18 protein-coding genes are annotated in these 25,405 nt (G+C 70.9%); 10 read left to right on the forward strand and 8 right to left on the reverse strand.

The window, feature by feature from the left end; all coding sequences use genetic code 11:
* The first annotated feature begins 220 nt into the window (after positions 1 to 220).
* The 4 genes from gap (at position 221) to secG (ending at position 3,676) form a co-directional block, all read left to right on the forward strand.
* Positions 221 to 1,216, forward strand: coding sequence for a type I glyceraldehyde-3-phosphate dehydrogenase (gene gap, locus ACZ60M_RS00985; RefSeq protein WP_465413371.1), 996 nt, complete (start codon positions 221 to 223; stop codon positions 1,214 to 1,216).
* Between the two features lie 7 nt (positions 1,217 to 1,223).
* Positions 1,224 to 2,420, forward strand: coding sequence for a phosphoglycerate kinase (locus ACZ60M_RS00990; protein WP_465413373.1), 1,197 nt, complete (start codon positions 1,224 to 1,226; stop codon positions 2,418 to 2,420).
* Positions 2,421 to 3,206, forward strand: coding sequence for a triose-phosphate isomerase (tpiA, locus tag ACZ60M_RS00995; protein ID WP_465413375.1), 786 nt, complete (start codon positions 2,421 to 2,423; stop codon positions 3,204 to 3,206).
* Positions 3,207 to 3,427: 221 nt separating this feature from the next.
* Positions 3,428 to 3,676 (forward strand): preprotein translocase subunit SecG, encoded by a 249-nt coding sequence (gene secG / locus ACZ60M_RS01000; RefSeq protein WP_465413377.1) that lies wholly within the window; start codon positions 3,428 to 3,430, stop codon positions 3,674 to 3,676.
* A gap of 268 nt (positions 3,677 to 3,944) precedes the next feature.
* Here secG and ACZ60M_RS01005 read toward each other — a convergent pair whose 3' ends face one another.
* A complete protein-coding gene (locus tag ACZ60M_RS01005; protein WP_465413379.1) occupies positions 3,945 to 4,757 on the reverse strand; it encodes an alpha/beta fold hydrolase in 813 nt (270 codons plus the stop codon).
* Complete coding sequence (locus ACZ60M_RS01010) at positions 4,741 to 5,223, reverse strand: MarR family winged helix-turn-helix transcriptional regulator (protein WP_465413381.1); 483 nt, start codon at positions 5,221 to 5,223, stop codon at positions 4,741 to 4,743. Before ACZ60M_RS01010 ends, ACZ60M_RS01005 begins: the two co-directional genes overlap by 17 nt.
* 102 nt (positions 5,224 to 5,325) lie before the next feature.
* Between ACZ60M_RS01010 and ACZ60M_RS01015 the strand changes: the two genes are divergently transcribed.
* Together ACZ60M_RS01015 and ACZ60M_RS01020 are read left to right on the forward strand one after the other, a co-directional pair.
* Positions 5,326 to 6,249 carry an NADP-dependent oxidoreductase gene (locus tag ACZ60M_RS01015; protein WP_465413383.1) on the forward strand — a complete coding sequence of 308 codons (924 nt, stop codon included), beginning with the start codon at positions 5,326 to 5,328 and terminating at the stop codon, positions 6,247 to 6,249.
* A gap of 255 nt (positions 6,250 to 6,504) precedes the next feature.
* Complete coding sequence (locus ACZ60M_RS01020) at positions 6,505 to 6,858, forward strand: RNA polymerase-binding protein RbpA (protein ID WP_270109844.1); 354 nt, start codon at positions 6,505 to 6,507, stop codon at positions 6,856 to 6,858.
* A gap of 96 nt (positions 6,859 to 6,954) precedes the next feature.
* Here ACZ60M_RS01020 and pgl read toward each other — a convergent pair whose 3' ends face one another.
* From pgl to tkt, 6 genes are read right to left on the reverse strand one after another with little or no spacing between them, the layout of a single operon-like run.
* Positions 6,955 to 7,698, reverse strand: a complete 744-nt coding sequence (pgl, locus tag ACZ60M_RS01025; RefSeq protein ID WP_465413385.1) for a 6-phosphogluconolactonase — start codon at positions 7,696 to 7,698, stop codon at positions 6,955 to 6,957.
* Positions 7,695 to 8,639 (reverse strand): glucose-6-phosphate dehydrogenase assembly protein OpcA, encoded by a 945-nt coding sequence (locus tag ACZ60M_RS01030; protein WP_465413387.1) that lies wholly within the window; start codon positions 8,637 to 8,639, stop codon positions 7,695 to 7,697. The genes pgl and ACZ60M_RS01030 overlap by 4 nt, the downstream gene beginning before the upstream one ends.
* A gap of 13 nt (positions 8,640 to 8,652) precedes the next feature.
* Complete coding sequence (zwf, locus tag ACZ60M_RS01035) at positions 8,653 to 10,191, reverse strand: glucose-6-phosphate dehydrogenase (RefSeq protein WP_465413389.1); 1,539 nt, start codon at positions 10,189 to 10,191, stop codon at positions 8,653 to 8,655.
* Positions 10,192 to 11,808, reverse strand: a complete 1,617-nt coding sequence (locus ACZ60M_RS01040; RefSeq protein ID WP_465413391.1) for a glucose-6-phosphate isomerase — start codon at positions 11,806 to 11,808, stop codon at positions 10,192 to 10,194. It abuts the gene before it with no gap.
* Positions 11,805 to 12,944 carry a transaldolase gene (tal, locus tag ACZ60M_RS01045; RefSeq protein WP_465413393.1) on the reverse strand — a complete coding sequence of 380 codons (1,140 nt, stop codon included), beginning with the start codon at positions 12,942 to 12,944 and terminating at the stop codon, positions 11,805 to 11,807. Before tal ends, ACZ60M_RS01040 begins: the two co-directional genes overlap by 4 nt.
* A gap of 39 nt (positions 12,945 to 12,983) precedes the next feature.
* Complete coding sequence (gene tkt, locus ACZ60M_RS01050; protein WP_465413395.1) at positions 12,984 to 15,098, reverse strand: transketolase; 2,115 nt, start codon at positions 15,096 to 15,098, stop codon at positions 12,984 to 12,986.
* 177 nt (positions 15,099 to 15,275) lie between these two features.
* Between tkt and ACZ60M_RS01055 the strand changes: the two genes are divergently transcribed.
* From ACZ60M_RS01055 to ACZ60M_RS01070, 4 genes are all read left to right on the forward strand, one after another.
* On the forward strand, positions 15,276 to 16,268 hold the full coding sequence (locus ACZ60M_RS01055; protein ID WP_465413397.1) for a heme o synthase: 993 nt from the start codon (positions 15,276 to 15,278) through the stop codon (positions 16,266 to 16,268).
* 102 nt (positions 16,269 to 16,370) lie between these two features.
* Positions 16,371 to 19,682 (forward strand): DUF4132 domain-containing protein, encoded by a 3,312-nt coding sequence (locus ACZ60M_RS01060; protein ID WP_465413399.1) that lies wholly within the window; start codon positions 16,371 to 16,373, stop codon positions 19,680 to 19,682.
* A gap of 89 nt (positions 19,683 to 19,771) precedes the next feature.
* On the forward strand, positions 19,772 to 23,116 hold the full coding sequence (locus tag ACZ60M_RS01065; RefSeq protein WP_465413401.1) for a DUF4132 domain-containing protein: 3,345 nt from the start codon (positions 19,772 to 19,774) through the stop codon (positions 23,114 to 23,116).
* A 105-nt stretch (positions 23,117 to 23,221) separates the two neighbouring features.
* Positions 23,222 to 25,402, forward strand: a complete 2,181-nt coding sequence (locus ACZ60M_RS01070; protein ID WP_465413403.1) for a DUF4132 domain-containing protein — start codon at positions 23,222 to 23,224, stop codon at positions 25,400 to 25,402.
* The last annotated feature ends 3 nt before the right edge of the window (positions 25,403 to 25,405 follow it).

A 25,405-nucleotide genomic window follows, 5' to 3' on the forward strand; every position in this document is an offset into this window, starting at 1 on the left:
GCTTAACCGCGATGTCACACCCCTGTTCCGGGTGTGACATGATCGGGGGGAACCGGCCGCGACAGGTTCAGGAACCGCAGCGGTAGGGTCAAGAAGTGCTCGGCGACGAGGCCGAACAGCGATTCGTTCCACCGTCGCTATTCGGCTGAACGGATCGCGTACGAGACCGCTCCCGGTCTCAGTCAGATATTCGATCCTGTTCAAGCGAGGAGATGGCCACGTGACCATCCGTGTGGGCGTCAACGGCTTCGGCCGCATTGGGCGCAACTTCTTCCGGGCGGTTCTCGCCTCTGGTGCCGACATCGAAATCGTCGCCTTCAACGACCTTGGCGACCTCAACACCATCGCCAACCTGCTCAAGTACGACTCGATCCTCGGCCGCCTGCCGTACGAGGTCAAGATCGGCGACGGCGAGCTCACCGTCAACGGCAAGACCATCAAGGCGTTCTCCGAGCGCGACCCGAAGAACCTCCCCTGGGGCGAGGTCGGCGCGGACGTCGTCATCGAGTCCACCGGCTTCTTCACCGACGGCACGAAGGCCTCGGCCCACCTCGAAGGCGGCGCCAAGAAGGTCATCATCTCCGCTCCGGCGAAGAACGAGGACATCACCATCGTGATGGGCGTCAACCACGACAAGTACGACGCCGAGAAGCACAACATCATCTCGAACGCCTCGTGCACCACCAACTGCCTGGCCCCGATGGCCAAGGTCCTGAACGAGTCCGTGGGCATCGAAAAGGGTCTGATGACCACGATCCACGCCTACACCCAGGACCAGATGCTGCAGGACGGCCCGCACTCGGACCCGCGCCGCGCCCGCGCCGCCGCCCTCAACGTCGTCCCCACCACCACCGGCGCCGCCAAGGCCGTCGGCGTGGTGCTGCCGGAGCTCAACGGCAAGCTCGACGGCTACTCGCTGCGCGTCCCGGTCCCGACCGGCTCGATCACCGACCTCACCTTCGAGGCGTCGCGCAACGTGACGGCCGAAGAGGTCAACGCCGCGCTCAAGGCCGCCGCCGAGGGCCCGCTCAAGGGCATCCTGTACTACACCGAGGACCCGATCGTCTCCAAGGACATCGAGACCGACCCGCACTCGTGCATCATCGACGGCCTCCTGACCAAGGTCATCGACAACCAGGTCAAGGTCTTCGGCTGGTACGACAACGAGTGGGGCTTCTCCAACCGCCTCGTCGACCTCGTCAAGCTGGTCGGCTAGCAGTCTGATGCAGACGCTCGACGAACTCCTGCAGGAGGGCGTCACGGGTCGGCGCGTACTGGTACGCGCCGACCTCAACGTGCCTCTCGACGGGAAGAACATCACCGACGACGGCCGCATCCGCGCCGTCGCGCCCACGGTGAAGGCGCTGGCCGACGCCGGCGCCCGCGTCGTGGTGTGCTCGCACCTGGGCCGCCCCAAGGGCGAGCCCGACCCCGCCTTCTCGCTGGCCCCCGTGGCCCAGCGCCTCGGCGAGGTCCTCGGCCGCGAGGTCGCGTTCGCTACCGACACCGTCGGGTCGGACGCCGAGACCAAGGCCGTCGCCCAGGGCGACGGCGACGTCCTCCTGCTGGAGAACCTGCGCTTCAACAAGGGCGAGACCAGCAAGGACGACACCCAGCGGGCCGAGTTCGCCGGCCAGCTGGCCGCGTTCGGCGACGTGTACGTGGACGACGCCTTCGGCGCCGTGCACCGCAAGCACGCCTCCGTGTACGACGTCGCGCAGCTGCTCCCGCACTACGCGGGCTGGCTCATCGCCAAAGAGGTCGAGGTCCTCTCGAAGCTCACCGGCAAGCCCGAGCAGCCGTACGTGGTCATCCTCGGCGGCGCGAAGGTCTCCGACAAGCTCGCGGTCATCGACAACCTGCTCGACAAGGTCGACACGCTCATCGTCGGCGGCGGCATGATGTTCACGTTCCTCGCGGCCCAGGGCTTCGAGGTCGGTTCGTCGCTGCTGGAGAAGGACCAGATCGACGTCTGCAAGTCCTACCTCGAGCGCGCCGCGAAGCTCGGCGTCGAACTGCTGCTGCCGGTCGACACGACCACGGCCGCCGAGTTCGCCGCCGACGCCGAGCCGCTCACCGTGGGCGTGGACGCGATCCCGGCCGACCGCATGGGCCTCGACATCGGCCCCGAGTCCGCGAAGCTCTTCGCGGACCGGATCGCCGGAGCCAAGACCGTGTTCTGGAACGGCCCCATGGGCGTCTTCGAGTTCCCCGACTACGCCGCGGGCACCCGCACGGTGGCGCAGGCGCTGGTGGACTCCGAGGCGTTCTCGGTGGTCGGCGGCGGCGACTCCGCCGCCGCGGTCCGCACCCTCGGCCTGCCCGAGGACGGCTTCGGGCACATCTCGACCGGCGGCGGCGCTTCCCTCGAATACCTCGAGGGCAAGACCCTGCCCGGCCTGGACGCACTGGAGAAATAGATGACTGAGACCCGCAAGCCGCTCATCGCCGGCAACTGGAAGATGAACCTCAACCACCTCGAAGCGATCGCACTGGTGCAGAAGCTGGCCTTCAGCCTCACCCGCGAGCAGCTCGAAGCGGTCGAGACCGTCGTCCTGCCGCCGTTCGTCGACATCCGCAGCGTGCAGACGCTCGTCGACGGCGACAAGCTCACCATCGGCTTCGGCGCCCAGGACCTGTCGGCGCACCCGTCCGGTGCCTACACCGGCGAGATCGCCGGCTCGATGCTCGCGAAGCTGGGCTGCTCGTACGTGGCCGTCGGCCACTCCGAGCGCCGCCAGTACCACGAAGAGGGCGACGAGCTGGTGGCCGCGAAGGTCCGCCAGGCCCTCAACAACGGCATCAGCCCGATCCTCTGCGTCGGCGAGGCCCTGGACGTGCGCGAGGCGGGCAACCACATCGCGCACTCCGTCAGCCAGCTCATCGCGGCGGTCGACGGCCTCAACGAGGAAGAGCTCGCCAAGGTCGTCGTGGCCTACGAGCCCGTCTGGGCCATCGGTACGGGCCGCACGGCCTCCGCCGAGGACGCCCAGGAGGTCATCGGTGCGCTGCGCCAGGCGCTGGGCGAGAAGTTCGGCGCTGTGGCGGAGCGGGTTCGCATCCTCTACGGCGGTTCGGTGAAGTCCTCGAACGTCGCCCAGATCATGGCCAAGCCCGACATCGACGGCGCCCTCGTGGGCGGCGCGAGCCTCGACGCTGAAGAGTTCGCCAAGATCGTGCGCTTCCCGGAACACGTCGGAGCGTAGTTTTCCCCGGCGGCGCGCAAGCGCCGCCGGTTTCATGCAGGGCCGCCGCACAGCGTTGTGCGGCGGCTCCTTTGCGTTCATGCGCAGGCGGAGTTGCAATTCAAGATTTGGGATTGCAAAATGCAAACCCCAAGAGTTGGTATTGAGGCTCCACCGCTAGACTCGACGGTGGCCCGCGCCCCATAACGGGCTGCAATTGCTGAGAGGACACCCGATCACCGATGATGACGGTTCTGAGTTACACCCTGATGATCCTGCTGCTCCTGTCGAGCGCGGTCCTGATCCTCATGGTGCTGCTGCACAAGGGCAAGGGCGGCGGTCTGTCGAGCATGTTCGGCGGCGGCATGTCCTCGGTGGCCTCCGGCTCCTCGGTCGCGGAGAAGAACCTCACCCGCATCACGATCGGCGTGGGCGTCATCTGGTTCGCCTGCATCGTGGCCTTCGGTCTCCTCCTGCGCACGCTCGTCTAAGCGGCACAAGACTTCCCGCGGGGGGGGGGGGGGGGGGGGGGGGGGGGGGGGGGGGGGGGGGTGGGGGGGGGGGGGGGGGGGGGGGGGGGGACCCCCCCAACCAACGAAGATGGAGAGGAAGACAACAAACAAAAAAACCCCCACCACCAACCCGACCCACACAACAACACCCCCCCACCCCCCCCCCCCCCCCCCCCCCCCCCCCCCCCCCCCCCCCCCCCCCCCCCCCCCCCCCCCCCCCCCCCCCCCCCCCCCGCGCTTTCGTGTACTAAATCCCGCTCCAGAACTCCCGCAGCGTTCGGGCGGTCTCGGCGGGCTGCTCCGTCTGCGGGAGATGGCCCATGCCGTCGATGACCCGTACCTGTGCGTCAGGCATCGCTGCGGTCAGGACCTCCGGCTGCGGCAGCGGAGTGACCCGGTCGTCGCGGCCCCAGAGGACCAGGGTCGGGACGGCGCGGTTGCGGCGGTAGAGCGTCGCGGCGTCATGGACCGGCATGTTCCGGACCGAGGAGAGCACCGCGCGCTGGAAGCCCGGTGCGCCGACATGCGGCCGGAACCGTGCGCGCAGCCGCTCCACGACTTCGCTTCGGTCGGAGTAGTCGTCGAGTCGTGCCAGCAGGATGCGGGAGCCCGCGAGGCCCATCAGGATCTCGCCGATCACCGGACGCAGCAGGAGCCGGGCGGCGGGCGAGAGCTGGACGCCGAATCCGTCGGGGGCCATGTAGGTCAGGGACCGCACCCGTTCCGGGTGGCGTTCGGCGAACCCGGCCGCGATCAGGGCGCCGAAGGCCAGCGAGACCAGGTGGACCGGCCGGTGCTCGCCGAGCGCGTCCAAGAGCTCGGTGAGCTGCCGGTCGAACAGGTCCGCGTCGTACCGGGTCCTGGGCGAGGCGGAGTCGCCGCGGCCGAGGAGGTCGTATCTGATCGTGCGGAAACCGCTGGGCACCAAGTGTTTTGAGAGTTCGTCCCATACGAACATCGGCAAGGTGGCTCCGGGTATGAAGACGACGACGGGCGCGTCGGGCGGTCCGTCGGCGCGGTAGCCGGTGCGGCCGCTGAGCAGGTCAAGCCTGTCGAGCATCGTGATCCTCCGGATCGAGGAGTGTGCGGACACCGTCGGGGGCTGCTTCGAGGGCGGCCGCGGCGAGGTCGTGCATGATCCGGCGCCATCCCTGCACCGCTTCGGGGCCCGCCGCGGCGAACACCCGCTCGAGGTGGGCGAGTTGGGGACCGGTCGCGGCGCGTTCGAGTTCCTCGCCTTCGGGTGTCGCCGCGAGGGCGCGTTCGCGTGCGCTGTGCGCCGCCGGGACCGAGCGGACCAGGTCGCGGCGGCGCAGTTCGGAGAGGGGCCGGTGCAGCGCCTGCCGGGAGACGCCCAGGCCGCGGGCCAGCGCACCGACGCCGATGCCGGGCCTGCGCACGACGATGTAGAGGACCCGGTGGTGCACTCGGCCCAGGCCGTGGGAGGCCAGCAGGGAGTCGGCGCCGTCGACGAAGCCGCGCCAGCCGCCGAAGAACAGCGCGATGTCGCGCTCGTCAGAGAACATGTCAACAATATTGACATGTTCTCGGGCCGCGCGGTAGTCCGCGGTCCGCCGGGTAGGCCCGTTCCCGCCGTCGCGGCAGGCGAATCGTGATGGGATGCCTTCATGAAGGCAGTGGTGTTGTCCCGCTACGGCGGGGCGGATGAGCTCGAAGTCGCCGAGGTCCCGAGGCCGCAGTGCGCGCCGGGGGAGGTGCTGGTCAACCTCAAGGCGACCTCGGTCAACCCGGTCGACTGGAAGCTCGCGGCCGGTTACCTCGACTCGATGATCCCGGGGGAGTTCCCGCTCATCCCCGGGTGGGACGCGGCCGGGGTCGTGGCCGAGGTCGGGCCGGAGGTCGAGGGGTTCGAGGTCGGCGACGAGGTGTTCGGGTACGTGCGCCGCCCGGTCGCCAAGTGGGGGACGTACGCCGAGTACACCGTGGCCGAGCCGTGGATGATCGCGCGCAAGCCCGCGAACCTCGACTGGGACTCCGCGGGCGGCCTCTCGCTCGTCGGCGTGACCGCGATCCAGGCGCTCGATGCCGTGCAGGCCAAGGAGGGCGACACGGTCCTCGTGCACGCCGCCGCGGGCGGCGTCGGCACTATCGCCGTGCAGATCGCCAAGGCCCGCGGCGCGCGCGTCATCGGGACCGCCAGCGCCCGCAACCACGACTACCTGCTCGCGTTCGGGGCCGAGCCGGTCGAGTACGGTCCGGGGCTGCTGGAGCGCCTGAAGCGGCTCGTGCCCGAGGGCCCCGATGCGGCGATCGACGCCGTGGGCGGGGACGCGGTGGACGTGTCGATCGAGGCGGGGACCGATCCGACGCGTGTGGTGTCTGTTGTGGACCCCGGAGTGCGCGAGGCGGGCGGGCACTACGTGTTCATGAACGTGACGCCGAAAGACCTCGACCACCTGGCGGGGCTGATCGAGAACCGCGAGCTGACCGTGCCGATCTCGGAGACGTATCCGCTGGACCGGGCCGCCGACGCGTGGCGGGCGAGCCAGACCGGGCGGACCCGGGGCAAGATCGTCCTGCGGATCTCCTAGGGACGGAGCGAGTCGTTAAGGGGCCGTGCGTCAGTGCACGGTCCCTGTCTTTATGTGAAACCATTTCGCCATAGTCTTTACAGTGTGTGCTTTACGTCATAGACTTGCTGAGGGCGGTGCCCCAGCCGCTCCGGCCGGTGACTCCACGGCGACGTTCAGGGGAGTCGCGCGGTCCCTTCCCGCACGCTCCTCTCCGCGGCCGTGTCCGGTCGACATCCACAGAAGATCCCCCGTCTGTGAGGAGCGATCACACATATGTCCAACGGACAGGCCATCCGCGGCACTCGCATTGGCGCGACCCCGGGCCTCCACTCCGAACGCGGCGAGCCGGTACCCCGCCAGCACATCAAGTACTGGTGCGCCAACGGACACGAGACCGCGCTGTCGTTCGCGCTCTACGTCGAAGTCCCCCAGGAGTGGGACTGCACCTGCTGCGGCTGGCCCGCCAGCCCCGACCAGGACAACCCCCCGGAACGCCGCACCGCCAAGCCGTACAAGTCCCACCTCACCTACGTGCGCGAGCGCCGCAGCGACGAAGAGGCCGAAGACCTCCTCGCCGAAGCCCTCGCCGCCCGCGCCGCCGCCCGCGGCGAACGCTCCCTGTTTTAGAAGGCGCAGCTAAGCTCGGCAGAGCATCGCAAGGTTGGGCGGTGCGCCGACACGGCGAAGGGCCCGGACCGTCAGGTCCGGGCCCTCGCGTCTTGCCTAGAACTCCAGGTGCTTCAGGTGCGACGCCGCGTCCTTGTCGATGAGCCACCTGGTGTGGCCCACCGCCTTCACACGGCCCGCCGGAAGCTCGCCCTTCGACAGCGCCTCATCGACGGCCTCGGCCTTGCCCGCGCCGGAGGCGATGATCCACGCCGCCGTGGCGGCGTTGATCGCAGGCAGGGTCAGCGAGACCCGCTCCGGCGGCGGCTTGGGGGAGTTGCGCACCCCCACCACCGACACCGTGGACAAGAGGGCCGGGCTGCCCGGGAACAGCGACGCGACATGCCCGTCCTCGCCGATGCCCAGCAGCAGCAGGTCGAACGCCGGGACGCCCTCGCCGCCCGCCGCCCGCGCCAGCTCCTCGCGGTACAGGAACGAGGCGTCCTCGGGCGAGGCCACCTCGTCCTCGGCCGCCATCGGGTGCACGCGCGCCGGGTCCACCGGCAGGTGGTCCAGGAACGCCTCCCGCGCCTGCGTCTCGTTCCGCTCCGGATCGCCCGAAGGCAGGAAACGCTCGTCGCCCCACCAGAAGTCGACCTTCGACCAGTCCACGACCGAGCGGATCGGCGAAGCCAGGATGTTCTGGTACACCTTCGCCGCGATCCGCCCGCCCGTCAGGACGATCGACGCCTCACCGCGGTGCGCTTGCGCGTCCGCGAGCCGGTTGAGCAGCCGCGCCGCCACCGCCTCCGCGAGCACGTCGGCGTCGCTGTGGACGATCACCGCGCCGGAGCGGCTCATGCGTTCGCCCGCTCGGCCGCGTAGTGCTCCTGGAAGGTGTCGAGCACCTTCCGGTACGCGGTGTCGGGGTCGATGTGCCGCAGCTCCTCAGCGAGCAGCTGGCCCAGCGTGCGGCCCTGCAGCGACTGGCGGCGCTTCGGCAGCCCCGCCTGGCGGAGCACCGTGGAGCCGTCGGCCTTCCGCTCGACCTCCATGGTCTCGCCCCCGGCCATCGTGAACGCCACGGAGGCGATCGCGGGCAGGTGCTCGGAGTTGCGCTCCACCTCGGTGTCGACGATCTCCGGCGAGACGCCCAGGCGCGTGTGCAGCCACGCGGCCATGAGCTGCGCCGACGGGTCGTCGTCGTCCGCCTTGATGGTGATCTTCTCGACCGCGTGGGTCACCCCGTCGAAGGCGCTGGCGATGAGCGAGCGCCACAGGCTGATGCGGGTCCAGCAGATGTCGGTGTCGCCCGCCGCGTAGGACTCGGCGCGGCGGTAGAGCGACTGCACCGGGTCGGCCGCGCGGGCCGAGTAGGTGATGCGGCGGTCCGCGAAGCTGCGCAGCTCCTGCTCCAGCCCGTAGCGGACCGGGTCGAGCAGCCACCAGGTGACGACGGGGACGTCCGAGGCCAGCATGGGCAGGACGATCGAGGTCAGGTGGGAGGCGGCCGGGCCGTCGAGGCGCAGGATGATCGCCTCGGCGGAGCCGAGCCGCTCGCCTACGGTCACTTCGGCGTCGATGCGCGGCTCGGCCGCGGCGAGGTCGCGCGGGATCGCCATGATGAGCCGGTACGGGTGCTCCTGCGCGGCGAACGAAGCGGCCTTCTCGACCTCTTCGCGCTCGTCCTCGGTGGTCAGCGCGACCAGGTTGAGGGCGAGGCCGGAAGCGCCGCCGACTTCATGGAGCAGCTTCGTCAGCGTCTTCATGATGTCGCCGGTGGTGGTGTCCTTCAGATGCATGTCAGGACTCCTTCTACGCCCGGCGCCAGCGGCGGCCGGACGATTGCAGCATGAGGTCGGCCCCGACGGGGCCCCACGTGCCGGACTCGTACGGTTCGGGCTTGGTGTTGGCCCAGAACTCCTCGAGCGGGTCGACGACGGCCCAGGAGGCGTCGACTTCCTGCGCGTCGGGGAACAGGGTCTTGTCGCCCAGGAGCACGTCCAGGATCAACCGCTCGTACGCCTCGGGGCTGGACTCGGTGAAGGTCTCGCCGTAGCCGAAGCCCATCGAGATGTCCCGCAGCTCCATGCCGGTGCCGGGGACCTTCGAGCCGAACTTCACCGTGATGCCCTCGTCCGGCTGGACGCGGATGACCAGCTGGTTGTTGCCGAGCGTCTTGGTGTCGTAGTCGGCGAAGGGCATGTGCGGGGCCTCCTTGAAGACCACCGCGATCTCGGTGACCCGCTTGGGGAGCCGCTTGCCGGTGCGCAGGTAGAACGGGACGCCGTTCCAGCGCCGGTTCTGAATTCCGAGCTGGACCGCCGCGTACGTCTCGGTGGTCGAGGTCGCCGGGATGTTGTCCTCGGACAGGTAGCCCTTGACGGGCTGCCCCTGGACCCAGCCGTCCGCGTACTGGCCGCGGATGGCGGTGGCCTCGAGGTCGTCGTGGAGCTTGATGGCCCGCAGGACCTTCAGCTTCTCGGTGCGGATCTCCTCGGCCTCGAACCCGTTGGGCTGCTCCATGGCCGCGATGGCCAGGAGCTGCAGCACGTGGTTCTGGAGGACGTCGCGGGCGGCGCCGTTGTCGTCGTAGAACCCGGCGCGGGAGCCGATGCCGACGTCCTCGGCCATGGTGATCTGGACGTGGTCGACGTAGTTGGAGTTCCAGATCGGCTCGAACATGGCGTTCGCGAAGCGCAGCGCGAAGATGTTCTGCACCGTCTCCTTGCCGAGGTAGTGGTCGATGCGGAACACGTCTTCGGCGGTGAACACCTCGTCGACGAGGCCGTTGAGCTCCTTGGCGGACTCGCGGTCCTCGCCGAAGGGCTTCTCGACCACGACGCGGCGCCAGCCGCCGCCGTCCTGGCGGTTGTCCGACATGCCGGTGCGCTTGAGCTGCTTCAGCACCGTCGGGAACGCCAGCGGCGGGATCGAGAAGTACATCGCGGCGTTGCCGACGATGCCGTGCGAGATCCGCAGCTCGTCCACGGTGGCATCGAGGCGGTTGAAGGCCTCGTCGTCGTCGAACGCACCGGGCACGAACTTGAAGTTGCCGGCCAGGCGGGCCCAGACCTCTTCGCGCCAGGGCGTGCGGGCGTGCGACTTCGCGGCCTCGCGGGCCATGTCCTCGAACGTCTCGTCGCCCCAGTCGCGGCGGGCGAACCCGACGATGACGAAGGACGCCGGGAGCAGGCCCCGGTTGGCGAGGTCGTAGACCGCCGGGATCAGCTTCTTCTTCGCGAGGTCGCCGGTGACGCCGAAGATCACCAGGGCGCACGGCTCCGGAATCCTGGGCAGGCGCCGGTCGGCGGGGTCGCGGAGCGGGTTGGTGGTGTGCAGGGTCTCGCCCATCTAGCTCAGCTCCCTCACGGCGTGGAGCAGCTGGTTGATGCCGCGCTTGCGGTCGGTCAGGTGCAGGCGCACGAGCGGGCGCTCGCGCGATTCGAGGGCCTGGCGGTCCCCGGCGGCCTGCGCGGCCTGGAGCCCGGCGAACGTGTAGTCGCGGCCCGGGATCTCCAGGTCCTCGGCGGATACGCCGGTGAGCTGCAGGAAGACGCCCGTGGGGCGGCCGCCCTTGTGGAACTGGCCCGTGGAGTGCAGGAACCGCGGTCCCCAGCCCCACGTGACGGGCGCGCCCGTGCGCTCGGCCAGCTCGGCCCGGAGCTTCGCCACCTCGGCGTCGTCGATCCGGTCCAGGTAGGCCAGGACCGCGATGTACGCGGTCTCGTTGTCGGCGTTGATGAGCAGCTCGCCCAGCGCGCCCGTGACCGTGGTCGCGTGCGAGCCGTAGATCTCCACCGAGCCGTCCACGGCGTGCGGGCGCTCCTGGGGGAGGCCGTCGGCGAGGATGCGGTTGGTGTTGTTCTTCGACTCGGTGACGTTCGGCTGGTTGAACGGGTCGATGCCGATCAGGTAGCCGGCGTACGCGGTCGCGAGCTCCCACGCGAGGAACTGCGCGCCCAGCGGGCCGTTGACGACCACGTCGGGCATGGCCAGCGCCGAACCCGAGGACGGCAGGCCCGTCGAGGAGCCCCCGACGGTGGCGTACACGCGGTCGGAGCCGCGCGCGCCCGCTGCCGCGGGTCCTTCGAGGACGACCGGGAGCGTGCCCTTGCCGTCCTTGCCGAGGGACTCGGCGATGAGCTGCTCGGCCCAGTCGCCCAGGCCCACGACGCCGGTGCCGTCGTCGGCGATGGTGATGGTCGGCTTGGCGGCGATGACCGCGCCGAGCACGACCGCCGGGTCGTCCCCGTCGCTGCCGATGGTGGCCGCGAAGGCCTCGGCCTGGTCGATCAGCTCGGCCACGTCGGCGCCCGCGAGCGCGGTCGGGACGAGCCCGAACGCGGTGAGCGCCGAGTAGCGCCCGCCCACGGTGGCGTCCGCGAGGAACAGGTGCGAGCCCTGCTCGGTCGCGAGCGCCTCGAGCGCGGAGCCGGGGTCGGTGACGAACACGAAGCGGCCCGCGTGCTCGGTGATCCCGATGGCCTCGAACGCCTTCTCGAAGGCGCGGCGCTGGGAGTCGGTCTCCACGGTGGAACCGGACTTGGAGGACACGACGACGGCGGTGCGGCGCAGGGCCGCCTCGCCGAGCTCGGCCGCGATCTGGCCGGGGTCGGTCGTGTCGAGGATCGAGATCCCCAGGTCCAGGGTGCGGGAGATGACCTCGGGGGCGAGCGAGGAGCCGCCCATGCCCGCGAGGGCGATGTGGTCGATGCCCTGCTCGTTGAGTTCGGCGCGGAGCTTGGCGAGCGGCGCGAGGAGCTCCTTCGACTTGACGAAGGTGTCGACCCAGCCGAGGCGGATCGCGGCTTCCTCTTCGGCCTCGGGGCCCCACAGGGTGGCGTCCTTGGCGGCGACCTTGGCCGGGACGCCCTCGGTGCGCAGCCGCTCGACGGCGGCGTTCACGTCGACGCCGGTGGTCACTGCGAGGCCGCCTGCGGCTTCCATCTTGCCCATCTTGTCGCTCACTTCTGTCCTGCGCCTTCTTGAACGGCAGTGCTCTCGCTGAGCTTGGATTCGATCTGGTCGAGGAGCTGCTTCCAGCTGACGATGAACTTCTCCACGCCCTCGTCCTCGAGGACCTGCACGACGTCGGCGTAGTCGATGCCGACGCGCTCGAGCTGCATCATGAGGGTCGCGGCCTCGGCGTAGAGCGGGCGGATCGTGTCGGCCTCGACCTCGCCGTGGTCGGCGAAGTCCTTCATGGTGCCCTCGGGCATCGTGTTGACGGTGCCGGGCGCGATGAGGTCCTCGACGTACATGACGTCGCGGTAGTCGGGGCTCTTGACCGACGTGGACGCCCACAGCGGGCGCTGCGGGACGGCCCCGGCGGCCGACAGGGCCTCCCAGCGCGGCGACGCGAAGGCGTTCTCGAACTCCTGGTAGGCCAAGCGGGCGTTGGCGATCGCGGCCCTGCCCTTGAGGGCCAGGGCCTCGTCGGTGCCGACGCCCTCGAGCCGCTTGTCGATCTCCGAGTCCACACGGGACACAAAGAAGGAGGCGACCGAGCGGATCTTCGACAGATCGTGCCCGGCGGCCTTCGCCGACTCCAGGCCCGCCATGTACGCGTCCATGACCTCGCGGTAGCGCTCGAGCGAGAAGATCAGCGTCACGTTGACGCTGATGCCCGCCGCGAGCGTCGCGGTGATGGCGGGGAGCCCGGCCTTCGTGGCCGGGATCTTGATCATCGTGTTCGGCCGGTCCACGGCCCACCACAGGGCCTTGGCCTCGGCGATGGTCGCCTGCGTCTGGTGGGCCAGGCGCGGGTCGACCTCGATGGACACGCGGCCGTCCTGGCCACCGGTGGTCTCGAAGACCGTGGCCAGGACGTCCGCCGCCCAGCGGATGTCGAAGGTGGTGATGGCGCGAGCGGCCTCATCGACGCTCACTTTGCGGACCGCGAGATCGGCGATCTGCTCGTCGTAGCCGCTGCCCTTGGCCAGGGCCGCGGCGAAAATGGACGGGTTCGAGGTGACGCCCGCGACGGACGACCCGGCGATGAGGTCCTTCAGGTTGCCCGTCTCCAGGCGTTCACGCGAGATGTCGTCCAACCAGACGGACACTCCCGCCGCCGACAGTCCGGCGAGGTTCTCGTTCGCGCTCATCGGTGTTCCTCCAGCTTTCCAGCTAGTTCTTCGACGTTGCTACTGCTGTGCCTTCTTGATGGAGGAGCGGGCCGCGTCCGCCACTGCGGCGGCGGTGATGCCGAACTCCTCGTACAGCTTCTCGAACGGCGCGGAGGCACCGAAGTGTTCCAGGGAGACGCTGACTCCTGCGTCACCGACGAGGTCGCGCCAGGACAGGCCGATGCCGGCCTCGACGGACACGCGGGCCTTGACGGCCTTGGGCAGCACCGACTCGCGGTAGTCCTCGTCCTGCTCGTCGAACCACTCGATCGACGGGACGGACACGACGCGGGCCTTGACGCCCTCGCCCGCCAGCGCCTCGGCGGCCTGGACGGCCAGCTGCACCTCGGAGCCGGAGCCCATGAGGATCACGTCGGGGGTGCCCTCGGTGTCGAGCAGCGTGTACGCGCCCTTCGCGGCGCCCTCGGCCGAAGCGAACTTCGTGCGGTCCCACACCGGGATGTTCTGGCGGGTCAGCGCCAGCGCGGCCGGGCGGTCGGTCTTGCCCAGGAGGGTCTTCCAGACCACGGCGGTCTCGTTGGCGTCGCCGGGGCGGATGACGTCCAGGCCCGGGATGGCGCGCAGCGACGCGAGGTGCTCGACCGGCTGGTGGGTCGGGCCGTCCTCGCCGAGGCCGATCGAGTCGTGCGTCCACACGTAGACCACGGGGGTCTTCATGAGGGCCGCGAGGCGGACCGCGCCGCGCATGTAGTCGGAGAACACGAGGAACGTGCCGCCGTACGGGCGGGTCGGGCCGTGCAGCTTGATGCCGTTGAGGATCGTGCCCATCGCGAACTCGCGGATGCCGAAGTGGAGGGTCCGGCCGTACGGGTTGCCCGGGTACGCCTTGGTCTGGCGCGACAGCGGCAGGAACGACGGCTCGCCGTCCATCGTGGTGTTGTTCGAGCCCGCGAGGTCGGCCGAGCCGCCCCACAGCTCCGGCAGGACGCCCGCGAGCGCGGACAGGACCTTGCCGGAAGCCGAACGGGTCGCGACGCCCTTGCCGGACGCCTCGAACTCGGGGAACGCGTCCTCGAAGCCCTCGGGGAACTCGCCCGCCCACAGGCGGTCGTGGAGCTTCTTGGCCTCGGGGTTCGCGGCGGCCCAGTTGTTGAACGCCGTCAGCCACAGCGAGCGCTCGTCCTGGCCGCGCTCGATCGAACCGCGCGTGTACGCGAGCACGTCCTCGGCCACGTAGAACGACTGGTCGGCCGGGAAGCCCAGGATCTCCTTGGTCGCGGCGATCTCGCCGGCGCCCAGGGCGGAGCCGTGCGCGGCGTAGGAGTTCTGCTTCTTCGGCGCGGGCCAGCCGATGATGGTCTTCAGGCGGATCAGCGAGGGCTTGTCGGTGACGGCCTTGGCCTTCTGGATCGCCTCGAAGAGGGCCTTCGGGTCCTCCTTGTACTCGTGGCCGTCCTTCCAGTCGACGGTCTGGACGTGCCAGCCGTACGCCTCGTAGCGCTTGGCGACGTCCTCGCCGAGGGCGATCTTGGTGTCGTCCTCGATGGAGATCTCGTTGTCGTCGTAGACGACGACGAGGTTGCCCAGCTCCTGCACGCCCGCGATCGCGGAGGCCTCGTGCGTCACGCCCTCCTCGATGTCGCCGTCGGAGGCGATGACGTACACGAAGTGGTCGAACAGGCTCTCGCCCACGGCGGGTTCGGGGTCGAACAGGCCGCGCTCGCGGCGGGCGGCCATCGCCATGCCCACGGCGGTCGCCAGGCCCTGGCCGAGCGGCCCGGTGGTGGTCTCAACGCCCGCGGTGTGCCCCACCTCGGGGTGGCCCGGGGTCAGCGACCCCCACTGCCGCAGGTTCTGCAGGTCCTCAAGCTCCAGGCCGTAGCCCTGGAGGTACAGCTGCACGTACAGCGTCAGGCTGGAGTGGCCGCACGAGAGCACGAAGCGGTCGCGGCCTTCCCAGTCGGGTTCGCTCGGGTCGTGGCGCATGACCTTCTGGAACAGGGTGTGCGCGACGGGGGCCAGGCTCATGGCGGTACCGGGGTGCCCGTTGCCGGCCTTCTCCACCGCGTCGGCGGCGAGCAGCCGCGCCGTGTCGACCGCCTTCTGGTCGAGTACGGTCCACTCGAACTGTGCCACTGGGATACTCCTTGATACTCGTCGTATTTGGGCCATTGACGTGTGCCTTCTGACCCTACCTACACAGGCTGAACTTTATGCGCAGTCTCTCGGAGGGCGGACTTGCGCGGGTTGTGAACCCGCCCACGAGCAAGTCTCGCATCGAATCCGCCCAGGTAGGGGCCCTTGCCCCAGGCCCAGGTCACCACTTCACTGCCCGTATGGTGAGCGGTGATGAACGAGGACCCGACCCGCGCCCTGGCCGACCGCCCCCGGCCCCAGGCCCGCAAGCGAATCGAACTGCCCGCGCCCGGTAGCGAGACCCCGGCCAAACCGGACCTCAGGACGCTCATCGGAGCGTATGTCTCCCTGACGAAACCGCGCATCGTCGAACTGCTCCTCATCACCACGATCCCGGCGATGCTCGTGGCCGCCCGCATGGAGTACGACGGCCTCCCGTCGCTCACCGCGGTCCTCGCCACCCTCATCGGCGGCGCCCTCGCGGCCGGGTCCGCGAACGCGATCAACTGCTACATCGACCGCGACATCGACCAGCTCATGGCCCGCACCTCGCGGCGCCCCCTCGCCAAGCACCAGATCCCGCCGCGCAACGCCCTCATTTTCGGGCTCGTCATCGGCGCGATCGCGGTCCTCGGCATGGGCCTGCTCGTCAACTGGCTCGCCGCGCTCCTCACCTTCGGCGCCATCGTCTACTACGACGTGGTCTACACGATCTGGCTCAAGCGCACCACCCCCTACAACACGGTGTGGGGCGGCGCCTGCGGCGCGGCCCCCGTCCTCATCGGCTGGGCCGCGGTCACCGGCCACATGTCCTGGATGGCCTGGGTCCTGTTCGCCATCGTCTTCCTCTGGCAGCCCCCGCACTTCTACGTGCTCGCCATGAAGTTCAAGGACGACTACGCCGCCGCGGGCATCCCGATGCTCCCGGTCGTCGCCCCCGCCCGCCGCGTCGCCATCGAGTCCGTCGTCTACGGCTGGGCCATGCTCGCGGTCTCCCTCGTGCCCATGTTCCTCCAGCCCGGCACGACCTGGCTCTACGGCCTCGTCGCCGTCGTCACGGGCGGCCTGTTCGTCCTCGAATGCCACAAGCTCCTCGGCCGCATCAACCGCGACGAAGACCCCAAGCCGATGCGCCTGTTCCACTGGTCCACCAGCTACCTGACGCTGCTGTTCCTCGCGCTGGCGGTCGACTCCTTCCTCATGTAGGACTTTCGCTCGAAGGCCCGGCTCCGGCCGGGCCTTCGGCGTTTCCGGTCTCTCGCACAGGTGGCCTATCGTCGAGGCGACACCCGCCGACGAAGGACCCCGATGACCGACCACGCTGCGCCCCAAGAAGACCGCCTCGAACTGCCCGCCGCCTGGCTTTCCACGCTGCTGCCGTGGCGCGGCAGGCGGGACGGCGGCCCGCTGCCGCCCGCGAACTTCAAGGCGTTCGCCACCCCGCCCGAGCGGATCGAGTCCCAGGGCGAGCAGCTGCGGGCCGCGCTGGCGAAACCCGGGAACGCGGCGTACGCGGCGGACGCGGAGGCGTTCCTCGCCGGGCAGCCCGTGCCGCGCGGCGCGGCGGCGGTCGCGGCCCTGGTCCTGGAGTACGACCAGCGCTCCAACAAGTCGTGGATGCGCCCGGAGTTCGACTGGTGGCTCGCGACGCACGGGCTCACGTTCGCGGTGGCGGCCGCGGTCGAACGCCTCGCCGTCGCTCCGCTGAACGACCGGGGCTACTACGGCGGCGGGGACGTCGAGCAGCGCACGGTCTTCGAACACCACGTCGAGCACCCGGAGACGGCGGTGCACGAGCTGGAGTGGGGCGGGATCGCGGCCGTGCGGCGGCTCCTAGCCGCTGCCCCCGACGAGGAGTACGCCGAGGTCGTCGCGGCCGTCGCCGGGCACCGCGACACGGCCCCGAAGCGGATCGCGGCGATGCTGGTGCTCCCGGACGAACACGGATGGGTCCTGGAGGGCTGCAACGATTTCGGGAAGGCCCGGGCCTACGACTCGCCCTCCGACGAGGTCGTCTGGGCCTCGGTCGGCCGCCCCGAGCAGGTGGCGGCGGCGGGCTTCACGGAGATCCCCGACGCCTCCGGGACCGAGGCGATCGCGGCCGTGCTCAGCGGCCTCGGCGCTGCGGCGCTGCCGCTGCTGTTCGCCACGGCCGCGACCGCCGACCGCTTCGACGACCCGTTCCGGAAGTTCCTGTACCGCGCGATCGCGATGGTCCCGGACGACGACGCGACCGCGTTCGTGTTCGAACGCCTCACCCGCCGGAACGTGTGGGAGTGCGCGGCCGAAGCCGCCGCCCGCTTCCCCGTCCGGGCGCTCCGCACCGCCGCGCGGCTCGCCCCCGGTGCCGACGCCGACCTGTGCTCCTGGCTCGCCGCCGTCGCCGACCTCGTCGACCCCGGCCTGCACGTCCACCTTGCCGAATCGGACCGGACGGTCCTCGCCGACCTGCTCACCCTGACCGGCCGCGTCCCGGAGGCCGACCTTGCCGACCTGCCGCCGCTGCTCGCCTCGCCGCCGTGGACCCGCAAGCGGCCCATGGCGAAGCGGGCCGTCATCGCAGGCCTCGAACCGCCCGCCGAGACGCGCCTGGTGTGGGCCGAAGGGGAGCGGGAGGCCTGGGCGAACGCCAAAGACCGCTACGGCCACCGCTGGGGCGACGACGAGGAGCCCGTTTTCGACCGCTGGAACGTGAACGCGTTCTTCGCGTTCGCCCCGCTCGAACGGGCGGAAGCGCTCCTCGACCAGTGGGACGGCACGGAACGCTACGGCTGGTGGAGCTGCTGCCCCAGCATCCTTGCCCGGTTCGGCGAGCGCGTCGCCGACCGGGTGCTCGTCTACCCTGCGAGCGACCACGACCCTGCGTTCCAGGAGCTCCCCGGGCCGATCCTCAACGCGGCCGCCGCCCGGATCGCCGCCGAGCGCCTGGCCCGCTTGAAGAAGGCCAAGGCCGGGGCCGAGGCCTGGTTCGAGCGGCACGGCCTGAGTGCCGTTCCTTATATCGTCCCCGACGCGCTCGGCTCCGCGAAGAAGCGCCGCGAGTACGCCGAGACCGCACTGCTCCACCTCGCCGCAACCCACGGGAACGCCGCCGTCGCACACGCCGCCGAACCCCATGGGCCGGAAGCGGTCGAAGCGGTCAAGGTCCTGCTCGTGCTCGATCCGCTGGAGCCGCGGGTGAAGGTCCCGAGGCCCGGCGGCTGGGCCTCGCCGCTGGTCCTGCCGCAGGTGCTCCTCGCGGGCGGCGAACGGGCCGTGCCCGCCGCAGCGATCAGGCACCTGATCACCGTGCTGGCCTTGGGCACCCCCGAACAGCCCTACCCCGGGGTCGCGGTCGTCGCCCGAACCTGCGACCGGGCTTCGCTCACCCGGTTCAGCCGCGCCCTGTTCGACCGGTGGATCGCGATCGGCGCCCCGGCGAAAGACGGGTGGGCGCTCACGCAGCTCATTCATGCCGCCGACGACGCGACGGTGTGGGGCCTCGCCTCGCACGTGCGCGAATGGCCCGGCCAGAACCAGCACAAGCGGGCCGTCACCGGCCTGGAGGTGCTGGGCGCGATCGGCACCGAGACCTCGCTGCGAGCGATCCACCAGATCGCCGAGAAGGTGAAGTTCAAGGCGCTCAAGGAGGAGGCGGGCCGCCAGATCGACCGGATCGCGGCCGAACTCGACTTGAGCCGCGAGCAGCTCGCCGACCGGCTCGTGCCCGACTACGGGCTCGGCGAGGAGGGCGCGCTCGTCCTCGACTACGGGCCGCGCCGGTTCACCGTCGCCTTCGACGAGCAGCTGAAGCCGTTCGTCCGCGACGAGAACGGCAAGCCCCGCAAGGCGCTCCCGAAGCCGGGAGCGAAGGACGACCCGGAGCTCGCCGAGGAGGCCTACCGGCGCTTCACCCTCCTGAAGAAGGAACTGAAGCGCACCGCCGCCGACCAGGTCGCGCGCTTCGAGGCCGCGATGGTCGCCGAACGCGACTGGTCCGCTGCGGAGTTCCGCCGCTACTTCGCCGAGCACCCGCTCACCCGGCACGTGTCGAGGCGCCTCGTCTGGCTCGCCGAACCGGGGCCGTCCGGGTTCCGCATCGCCGAAGACGGTTCCTACAGCGACCTCGACGACGACACGGTCACGCTCCCCGAGACCGCGCGCGTGCGCGTCGCGCACCCGGCCCGGCTCGGACCGGAGGCGACGCGGGCCTGGGCCGAGGTCTTCGCCGACTACGAGATCCTGCAGCCGTTCGCGCAGCTCGGCCGGCCTGCGATGGGCTTCACCGCCGACGAGCTCGCGACCGGCCGCCTCAAGCGCTTCGAGGGAGCCGACGTGGAGGTCGGCCGCGTCCTCGGCCTGATCCAGCGCGGCTGGAAGCGGGCGCCCCGCGTCGGCGACCACGCGCCCGGCGTCGCCTACCCGCTGCCCGGAGGCGGCTGGGTCGTCGCCGCCCTCCAGCCCGGCATCCGGGTCGGCGCCACGTTCGACGAACGCGAACAGCGGCTCACCGGCGTCCGCCTCTCCCATGCGGAACGCTACGAATTCGACGACGCGGACCGCGAGTTCCCCACAGGCATCGACCCGGTCACCGCAGCCGAGGTCCTCGCGGCACTCGCACGCCTCACCGGCACCGCCTGAGCGCTGGCGGCCCGGACCCGTCCGGGCCGCCGATGACGTTGCGTACCAGTGCGAACACCGTGTCGTACCCGGCTCCTAAGCTGTCGCCCATGACCGAAACCGAGACTCCCTCAACCGTTGACTTGCTGCCCGACGAGGACCGCGTCGCCTTCCCCGCCATCTGGAACCGCTTCGTGCAGCCGAGGCGAGGGGCCGCCAAGCCGCGCCGGGTCAAGCTCGATCCCGAAGCCGGGCGCGAGTTCCTCCAGAAGTTCTCGGGGAAGCTCCACCGGCGGCTCGCGATGGAGCACAACAGCGAGTACACCGACGGCGCGCGTTCCTTCCTGGACGGCCGCGCCGACGTGCTCGGCGCGGCGGCGGTCATGGCCCTCGCCAAGCCCGGCATGGGCTCCGAAGCGCTCCCGCTGCGGCCCCTGTTCGACCTGATGGCGACCGAGCACGGCCTGCCGTTCGCCGTCGCCGTCGTCACCGAAGCCCTCGCGTTCGAGGCGATGCAGGCCGGCCAGCTGCAGGGCGTCATGCTGTCCCGGCGGCCGCTGAGCGACTACCACTGGGCGAAGTTCCTCGACCACAAGGACATCCGCGACATCCGCGCGATCCTGGCGGCTGCCTCCGAAGAAGAGTACGCAGCGGTCGTCGCGGCCGTCGCCGAGCGCCGCACCGGCCCCGAACTGCGCTTGACCGCGAGCTTCCTCGTCCCCGACGAGGAGGCCTGGACGACCGAGGCCTGCGAGGAGATCACCGCCGCGAAGGCGCACCCGGCCTGCACCAGCCTGCTCCTCGAGGTGATCACCACCGGCGGGCAGCGGGAAGCGCTCGACGTGTCGAGCCTGCTGCCGCACTGGGTCCACGCCGCCGAAGTCGCCGACCTCGTGCACCGCATCGGCGCCGCCGCCCTCCCGGTGATCGACCGCTACCTCGACGGCTACTGCAACGCCGACGAGCGCAAGGCCCTGCACCGGGCGCTCGCGGCGCTGCCCGGCGACGAGGCGATGGCCTTCCTGTTCGACCGGAGCGGCTCCCCTGACGTCATCGGGTTCGCGATGGAGTCCGCCGCCCACTTCCCCAGGCGCGCACTGCGGCTCATCGCCAGCCGCGTCCCGGGCGCCGACGCTGACGAGCGCAGGCGGCTGACCGCGATCGTCCACTCCGACCCGGTCCTCGTCGAGACCGCCCTGCCGCTCGCCGACGAGGCCGTGCAGGCGGCCATCGAGACCCTCACCGCCGGGAACCGCCGCATCGCCGAAGCCCCCGCCGAAGCCGTCCCCGGCCTGCTCGCCGCCCCGCCGTGGGCCGCCGGAACCGCCCCCGAACCTGTTGTCGTCAAAGGCCTCGAACCGCTGCCGATCAACAAGATGAGCTGGGCTGAGGGCGAACGCGAAGCATGGGCCCGCCTCAAGCACCACGAGTTCGGGAAGTTCAAAGACAGCCGCAAGTGGGCCCAGGAGCGCTGGGACCGGGAGACGCGCGAATTCGACGAGCGCAGGGGCGACTACCAGGCCGCACTGCTCGCCGTCGCGTCCCCGGAGGTCGCCGCCGAGCTCCTGCCGCGCTGGAATCCCGCCAACTCTTGGTACCACCGGGACGTCCTGCAGCGGCTCCTCGTCAACCTCGGCGCCGACGCCACGGCGCAGTTGATGGCCGCGACCGCCCACGAACCCGACCACCGCCGCACCCTGTTCACGCCGGTCGCGAACCTCACCGTCGCCCGCTACGCCGCCGACGCGCTTGTCCGCCTGAAGACCATGCGGCCCTTCGCGGTCGAGTGGTTCGACCGGCACGCCGCCGACGCCGCCGCGCTGCTCGTCCCGGACGCGCTCGGCAAGGCCAAGAAGGTCCGCGCCGCCGCCGAGGCCGCACTCCGGTACCTCGTCACGACCCACGGCGAGGACCTCGTACGCGAGGCCGCCGCGCAGTACGGCGACGAGGCCGCCGCGGCGATCGGCACGCTCGTCGACGTCGACCCGCTGATGCCCGTCGGCGTCAAGATCCCCGCGCCCGGCGTGTGGGCGTCCCCCGCGATCCTCCCGCAGGTGCTCCTGAACGGCCGCGAGCAGGCCCTGCCGGACGCCGCCGTCCGCAACCTCACCACGGTGCTCGCCATCGCCACCCCCGAATACGAGTACGGAGGTATCGCCGTCGTCGCCGAGGCCTGCGACCGGATCTCGTTGGCGCGCTTCTCGATCGCACTGTTCGAGCAGTGGCTCACCGCCGGGGCGCCCTCCGAGGACGGCTGGGCGCTCACGCAGCTCGCGCACTTCGCCGACGACGAGGCCGTGCGCCTCCTCCAGCCGCTCGTGGGGCGCTGGCCGGGGGAGAACCAGCACCAGCGGGCCGTCAAGGGCCTCAAGGTACTCGGCGCGATCGGCACCGAGGCCGCACTGCGGGCGATCAACCAGATCGCCGAGAAGGCCAAGTTCGCCGCGATCAAAGCCGAAGCGCGCGAGCAGATCGACGCGATCGCCGCGAACCTCGGCCTCACCGCCGACCAGCTCGCCGACCGGCTCGTCCCCGACTTCGGCCTGCGCGACGAGACCGCGCTGGTCCTCGACTACGGGCCCAGGCAGTTCAGGGTCGGGTTCGACGAGGCGCTCAAGCCCTTCGTGTCCGACATGGACGGCAAGCCCCGCAAGAGCCTGCCGAAACCGGGCGCGAAGGACGACGAGCTCCTCGCCGACGCCGCCTACAAGCGGTTCGCGGCCCTCCGCAAGGACCTCCGTACCGTCTCGGCCGACCAGGTCAAGCGCCTCGAACGCGCCATGGTGCAGGGCCGCACGTGGACGCCCGACGAGTTCGACGAGCACTTCGTGCAGCACCCGCTCGTGTGGCACCTCGCGCGCCGCCTCGTGTGGATCGCCGAAACCGAGGGTGAGCGCACCGCGTTCCGCCTCGCTGAAGACAAGGGCTGCACCGACGTCGAGGAGAACGAGTACACGCTCCCCGCGGACGCCGCCGTCCGCCTCGCGCACCCCGCGATCATGGGCGCCGAAGTGGACGCGTGGGGCGAGATCCTCGCCGACTACGAGATCCTGCAGCCCTTCCCCCAACTGGGCCGCCCTGTCATGGCCTTCACCGAAGAGGAGCTGCGCACCGGCCGCCTCGCCCGGTTCGAGGGGATCGAAGTGCCCGTGGGCAAACTCCTCGGACTCACGAACAAGGGCTTCGAACGCTCCGCCCCGATGGACGCCGGGGTCGAAGCGGGCATGTCCTGCGTGCTCCACGGTGCCGGGTTCCTCGTGCTCGACCTCGACCCGGGCATCTGGGTCGGCGCCATCGACGAGTGCCCCGACCAGACACTGCGGACCGTCGCCTTGAGCGCCCAGGACCTCAGCGGCTGGACCGTGCCCAACCCGAAGACCGGGTTCGGGCCCGTCGACCCGGTCGTCGCCTCCGAAGTACTTGTCGCGCTGGCGAAAGCGACCGACCAGGCCTGACGACCGCCCTCCGGCCCGCCGCCTGTTCGAAGGCGGCGGGCCGGAGGCATGTCGCACCCGCCTCCTATGCTCTGCATGACACCACCGGCCCCAGGAAAGCAGGACATGTCCGATCACGTTGCGCCACAAGAGGAACGACTCGGCGTCACCGACGAGTCGCACTCGCCCGGCCTCCCCGAGGCGGCCCTCGCCGACCTCCCGGACGTGCTCGTCGCCCCGCCCTGGGCAGAGAAGCGCAAGTACCGCGCCCCCGGCGAGATCCCCGGCCTCCAGGCCCCCGAACCGCGCGTCGTCGGCCGCCCCGGCGAGTACGAGCGCGCCATGGCCCTCGAACCCGACCTCGTCGAGTGGGACCCGGACACCTACTGGGCCGAGAACAACCGCTTCCAGGGCTTCTACAACGGCTGGGACACCGCCGACAGCATCGTCTCCCAGCTCGCCCGCAACGGCGCCGCAGTCGCCGACGAAGCCGTCAGCCGCATCGCCACCTCGCCCTGGCACGGCCGGGCGCTCCTGCCGGTCCGCTCGACCCCCGCCGCCGCGGCCGCCGCGCACTGGTTCCTGCGCCGCGACGACGGACGCGCCCCCGGCCTCGACTGGTTCGACCGCCACGGCCTCCACGCCGCGCCCTACCTCGTCCCCGAAGTGTTCGGCCCCAAGCCCTACCAGCGCACCACCGCGCGCGGCGCCCTGCGCCTCCTCGCCTGGCGGCACGGCCCCGAAGCGGTCACCGCTGCCACGGAACCCCATGGGCCCGAAGCGGTCGCGGGTGTCACCGCCGTCCTCGCCGGACACCCCGACCGGCCGCTGCTGAACCACCCCACCGCCGGCTCGGTCTACGCCCAGGAGGACCTGCCGCGCGTCCTCACCGCCGACCGCGCCGCGATCCTCCCGCCCAGCGCCGTCGCCCACCTCATCGCCGTCCTCTCCCAGTGGACGCCGCGCACCCCCTACCCCGCCGTCGAGACCGTCGCCGCCGCCTGCGACCCCGGCTCCCTCGCCCGCTTCTCGCTCGCCCTGGCGCAGCGGTACCAGTTCACGCCCTGGTCGGTCGGCCAGCTCGCCCGCTTCGGCGGCACCGAAGCCGCCGAAGGGATCGAGGCCGAAATCAAGCAGTCCGGGGCCCGCGCGCTCGCGCGGACCGGCGCCGCACTGGAGACCCTCGCGGCCTTCCCCATAGACGCTGCGTTCCCGGTGCTGTACCGGCTCACGCGCGGTAAGGTCGGCCGGGCGGTCAAGACCGCCGCCGCCCCGCACCTCGCCCGCGTCGCCGCACGGCACGGCTGGACCGTGGAAGCGCTGGCCGACCACTACGCGCCGACGCTCGGCCTCGACGACCCCGCGAGCCTCACGCTCGACTTCGGGCCTCGCGCCTTCCACATCAAGCCCGACGACCGCCTGAGACTGAGCGTCGCCGACGCGACCGGGAAGACCCGCGCCCGCCTGCCCCGGCCCGGCGTCCGCGACGACGCCGCGACCGCCGAAGCCTCGATCGCGCGCTTCCGCAAGCTCGCCAAGGACGTCACCGCCGAACTCGCGTTCCAGAGCGACCGCCTCAAAGACGCCATGCTCACCAGCCGCATCTGGGGAGCCGACGAGTTCGCGCACCTCACCGCCCACCCGGTGCTCGCCTCCCTTGCCCGAGGCCTCCTGTGGATCGGCGAGACCCCCGAAGGGCCCCAGGCGTTCCGCTTCGCCGAGGACGGCAGCTTCGCCGACGTCGACGACAAGCCGCTCGACTTGAGCGACGGCGCCCGCGTCCGCCTCGCCCACCCCGTGCTCCTCGGCAAGGACTTCCCACTGTGGACCGAGGTGTTCGCGGACTACGAGATCCTGCAACCCTTCGACCAGCTCGCCCGCCCCGCCCTCGCCCTCACCGAGGAAGAGGCCCGCACCGGCGTCCTCGAACGCTTCTCCGGCGCCACCGCCACGTTCGGCGCCCTCCGCGGCGTGCTCGAATGGACATCGCTGTGGTGGGAGGGCGCACCCGACACGCCCGTCTCCGAACTCAGCACCCGACTGCTCGCCCGCGACCTCCCGCGCGAGGCCCTCAACGACGAGAGCGCGAAGATCGTCGCCAACGCCCACCTCCTCGCCGAGATCGACCCGACCCCCGGCCACCGCGAACCCGACCCCGAAGGGCGCCACCGCATCCTCTGGATCTGGTTCTCGCCCACCAAGAACCGCCGCCGCGGCGTCCCGACCCTCCGCGGCGACGCCCTCGACCCCGTCCTGGTCTCCGAGATCCTCGCCGACCTCGGCCGCGCCACCGGCCTCCACCACTGACCC

This window comes from Glycomyces sp. NPDC050141 (assembly GCF_055586545.1).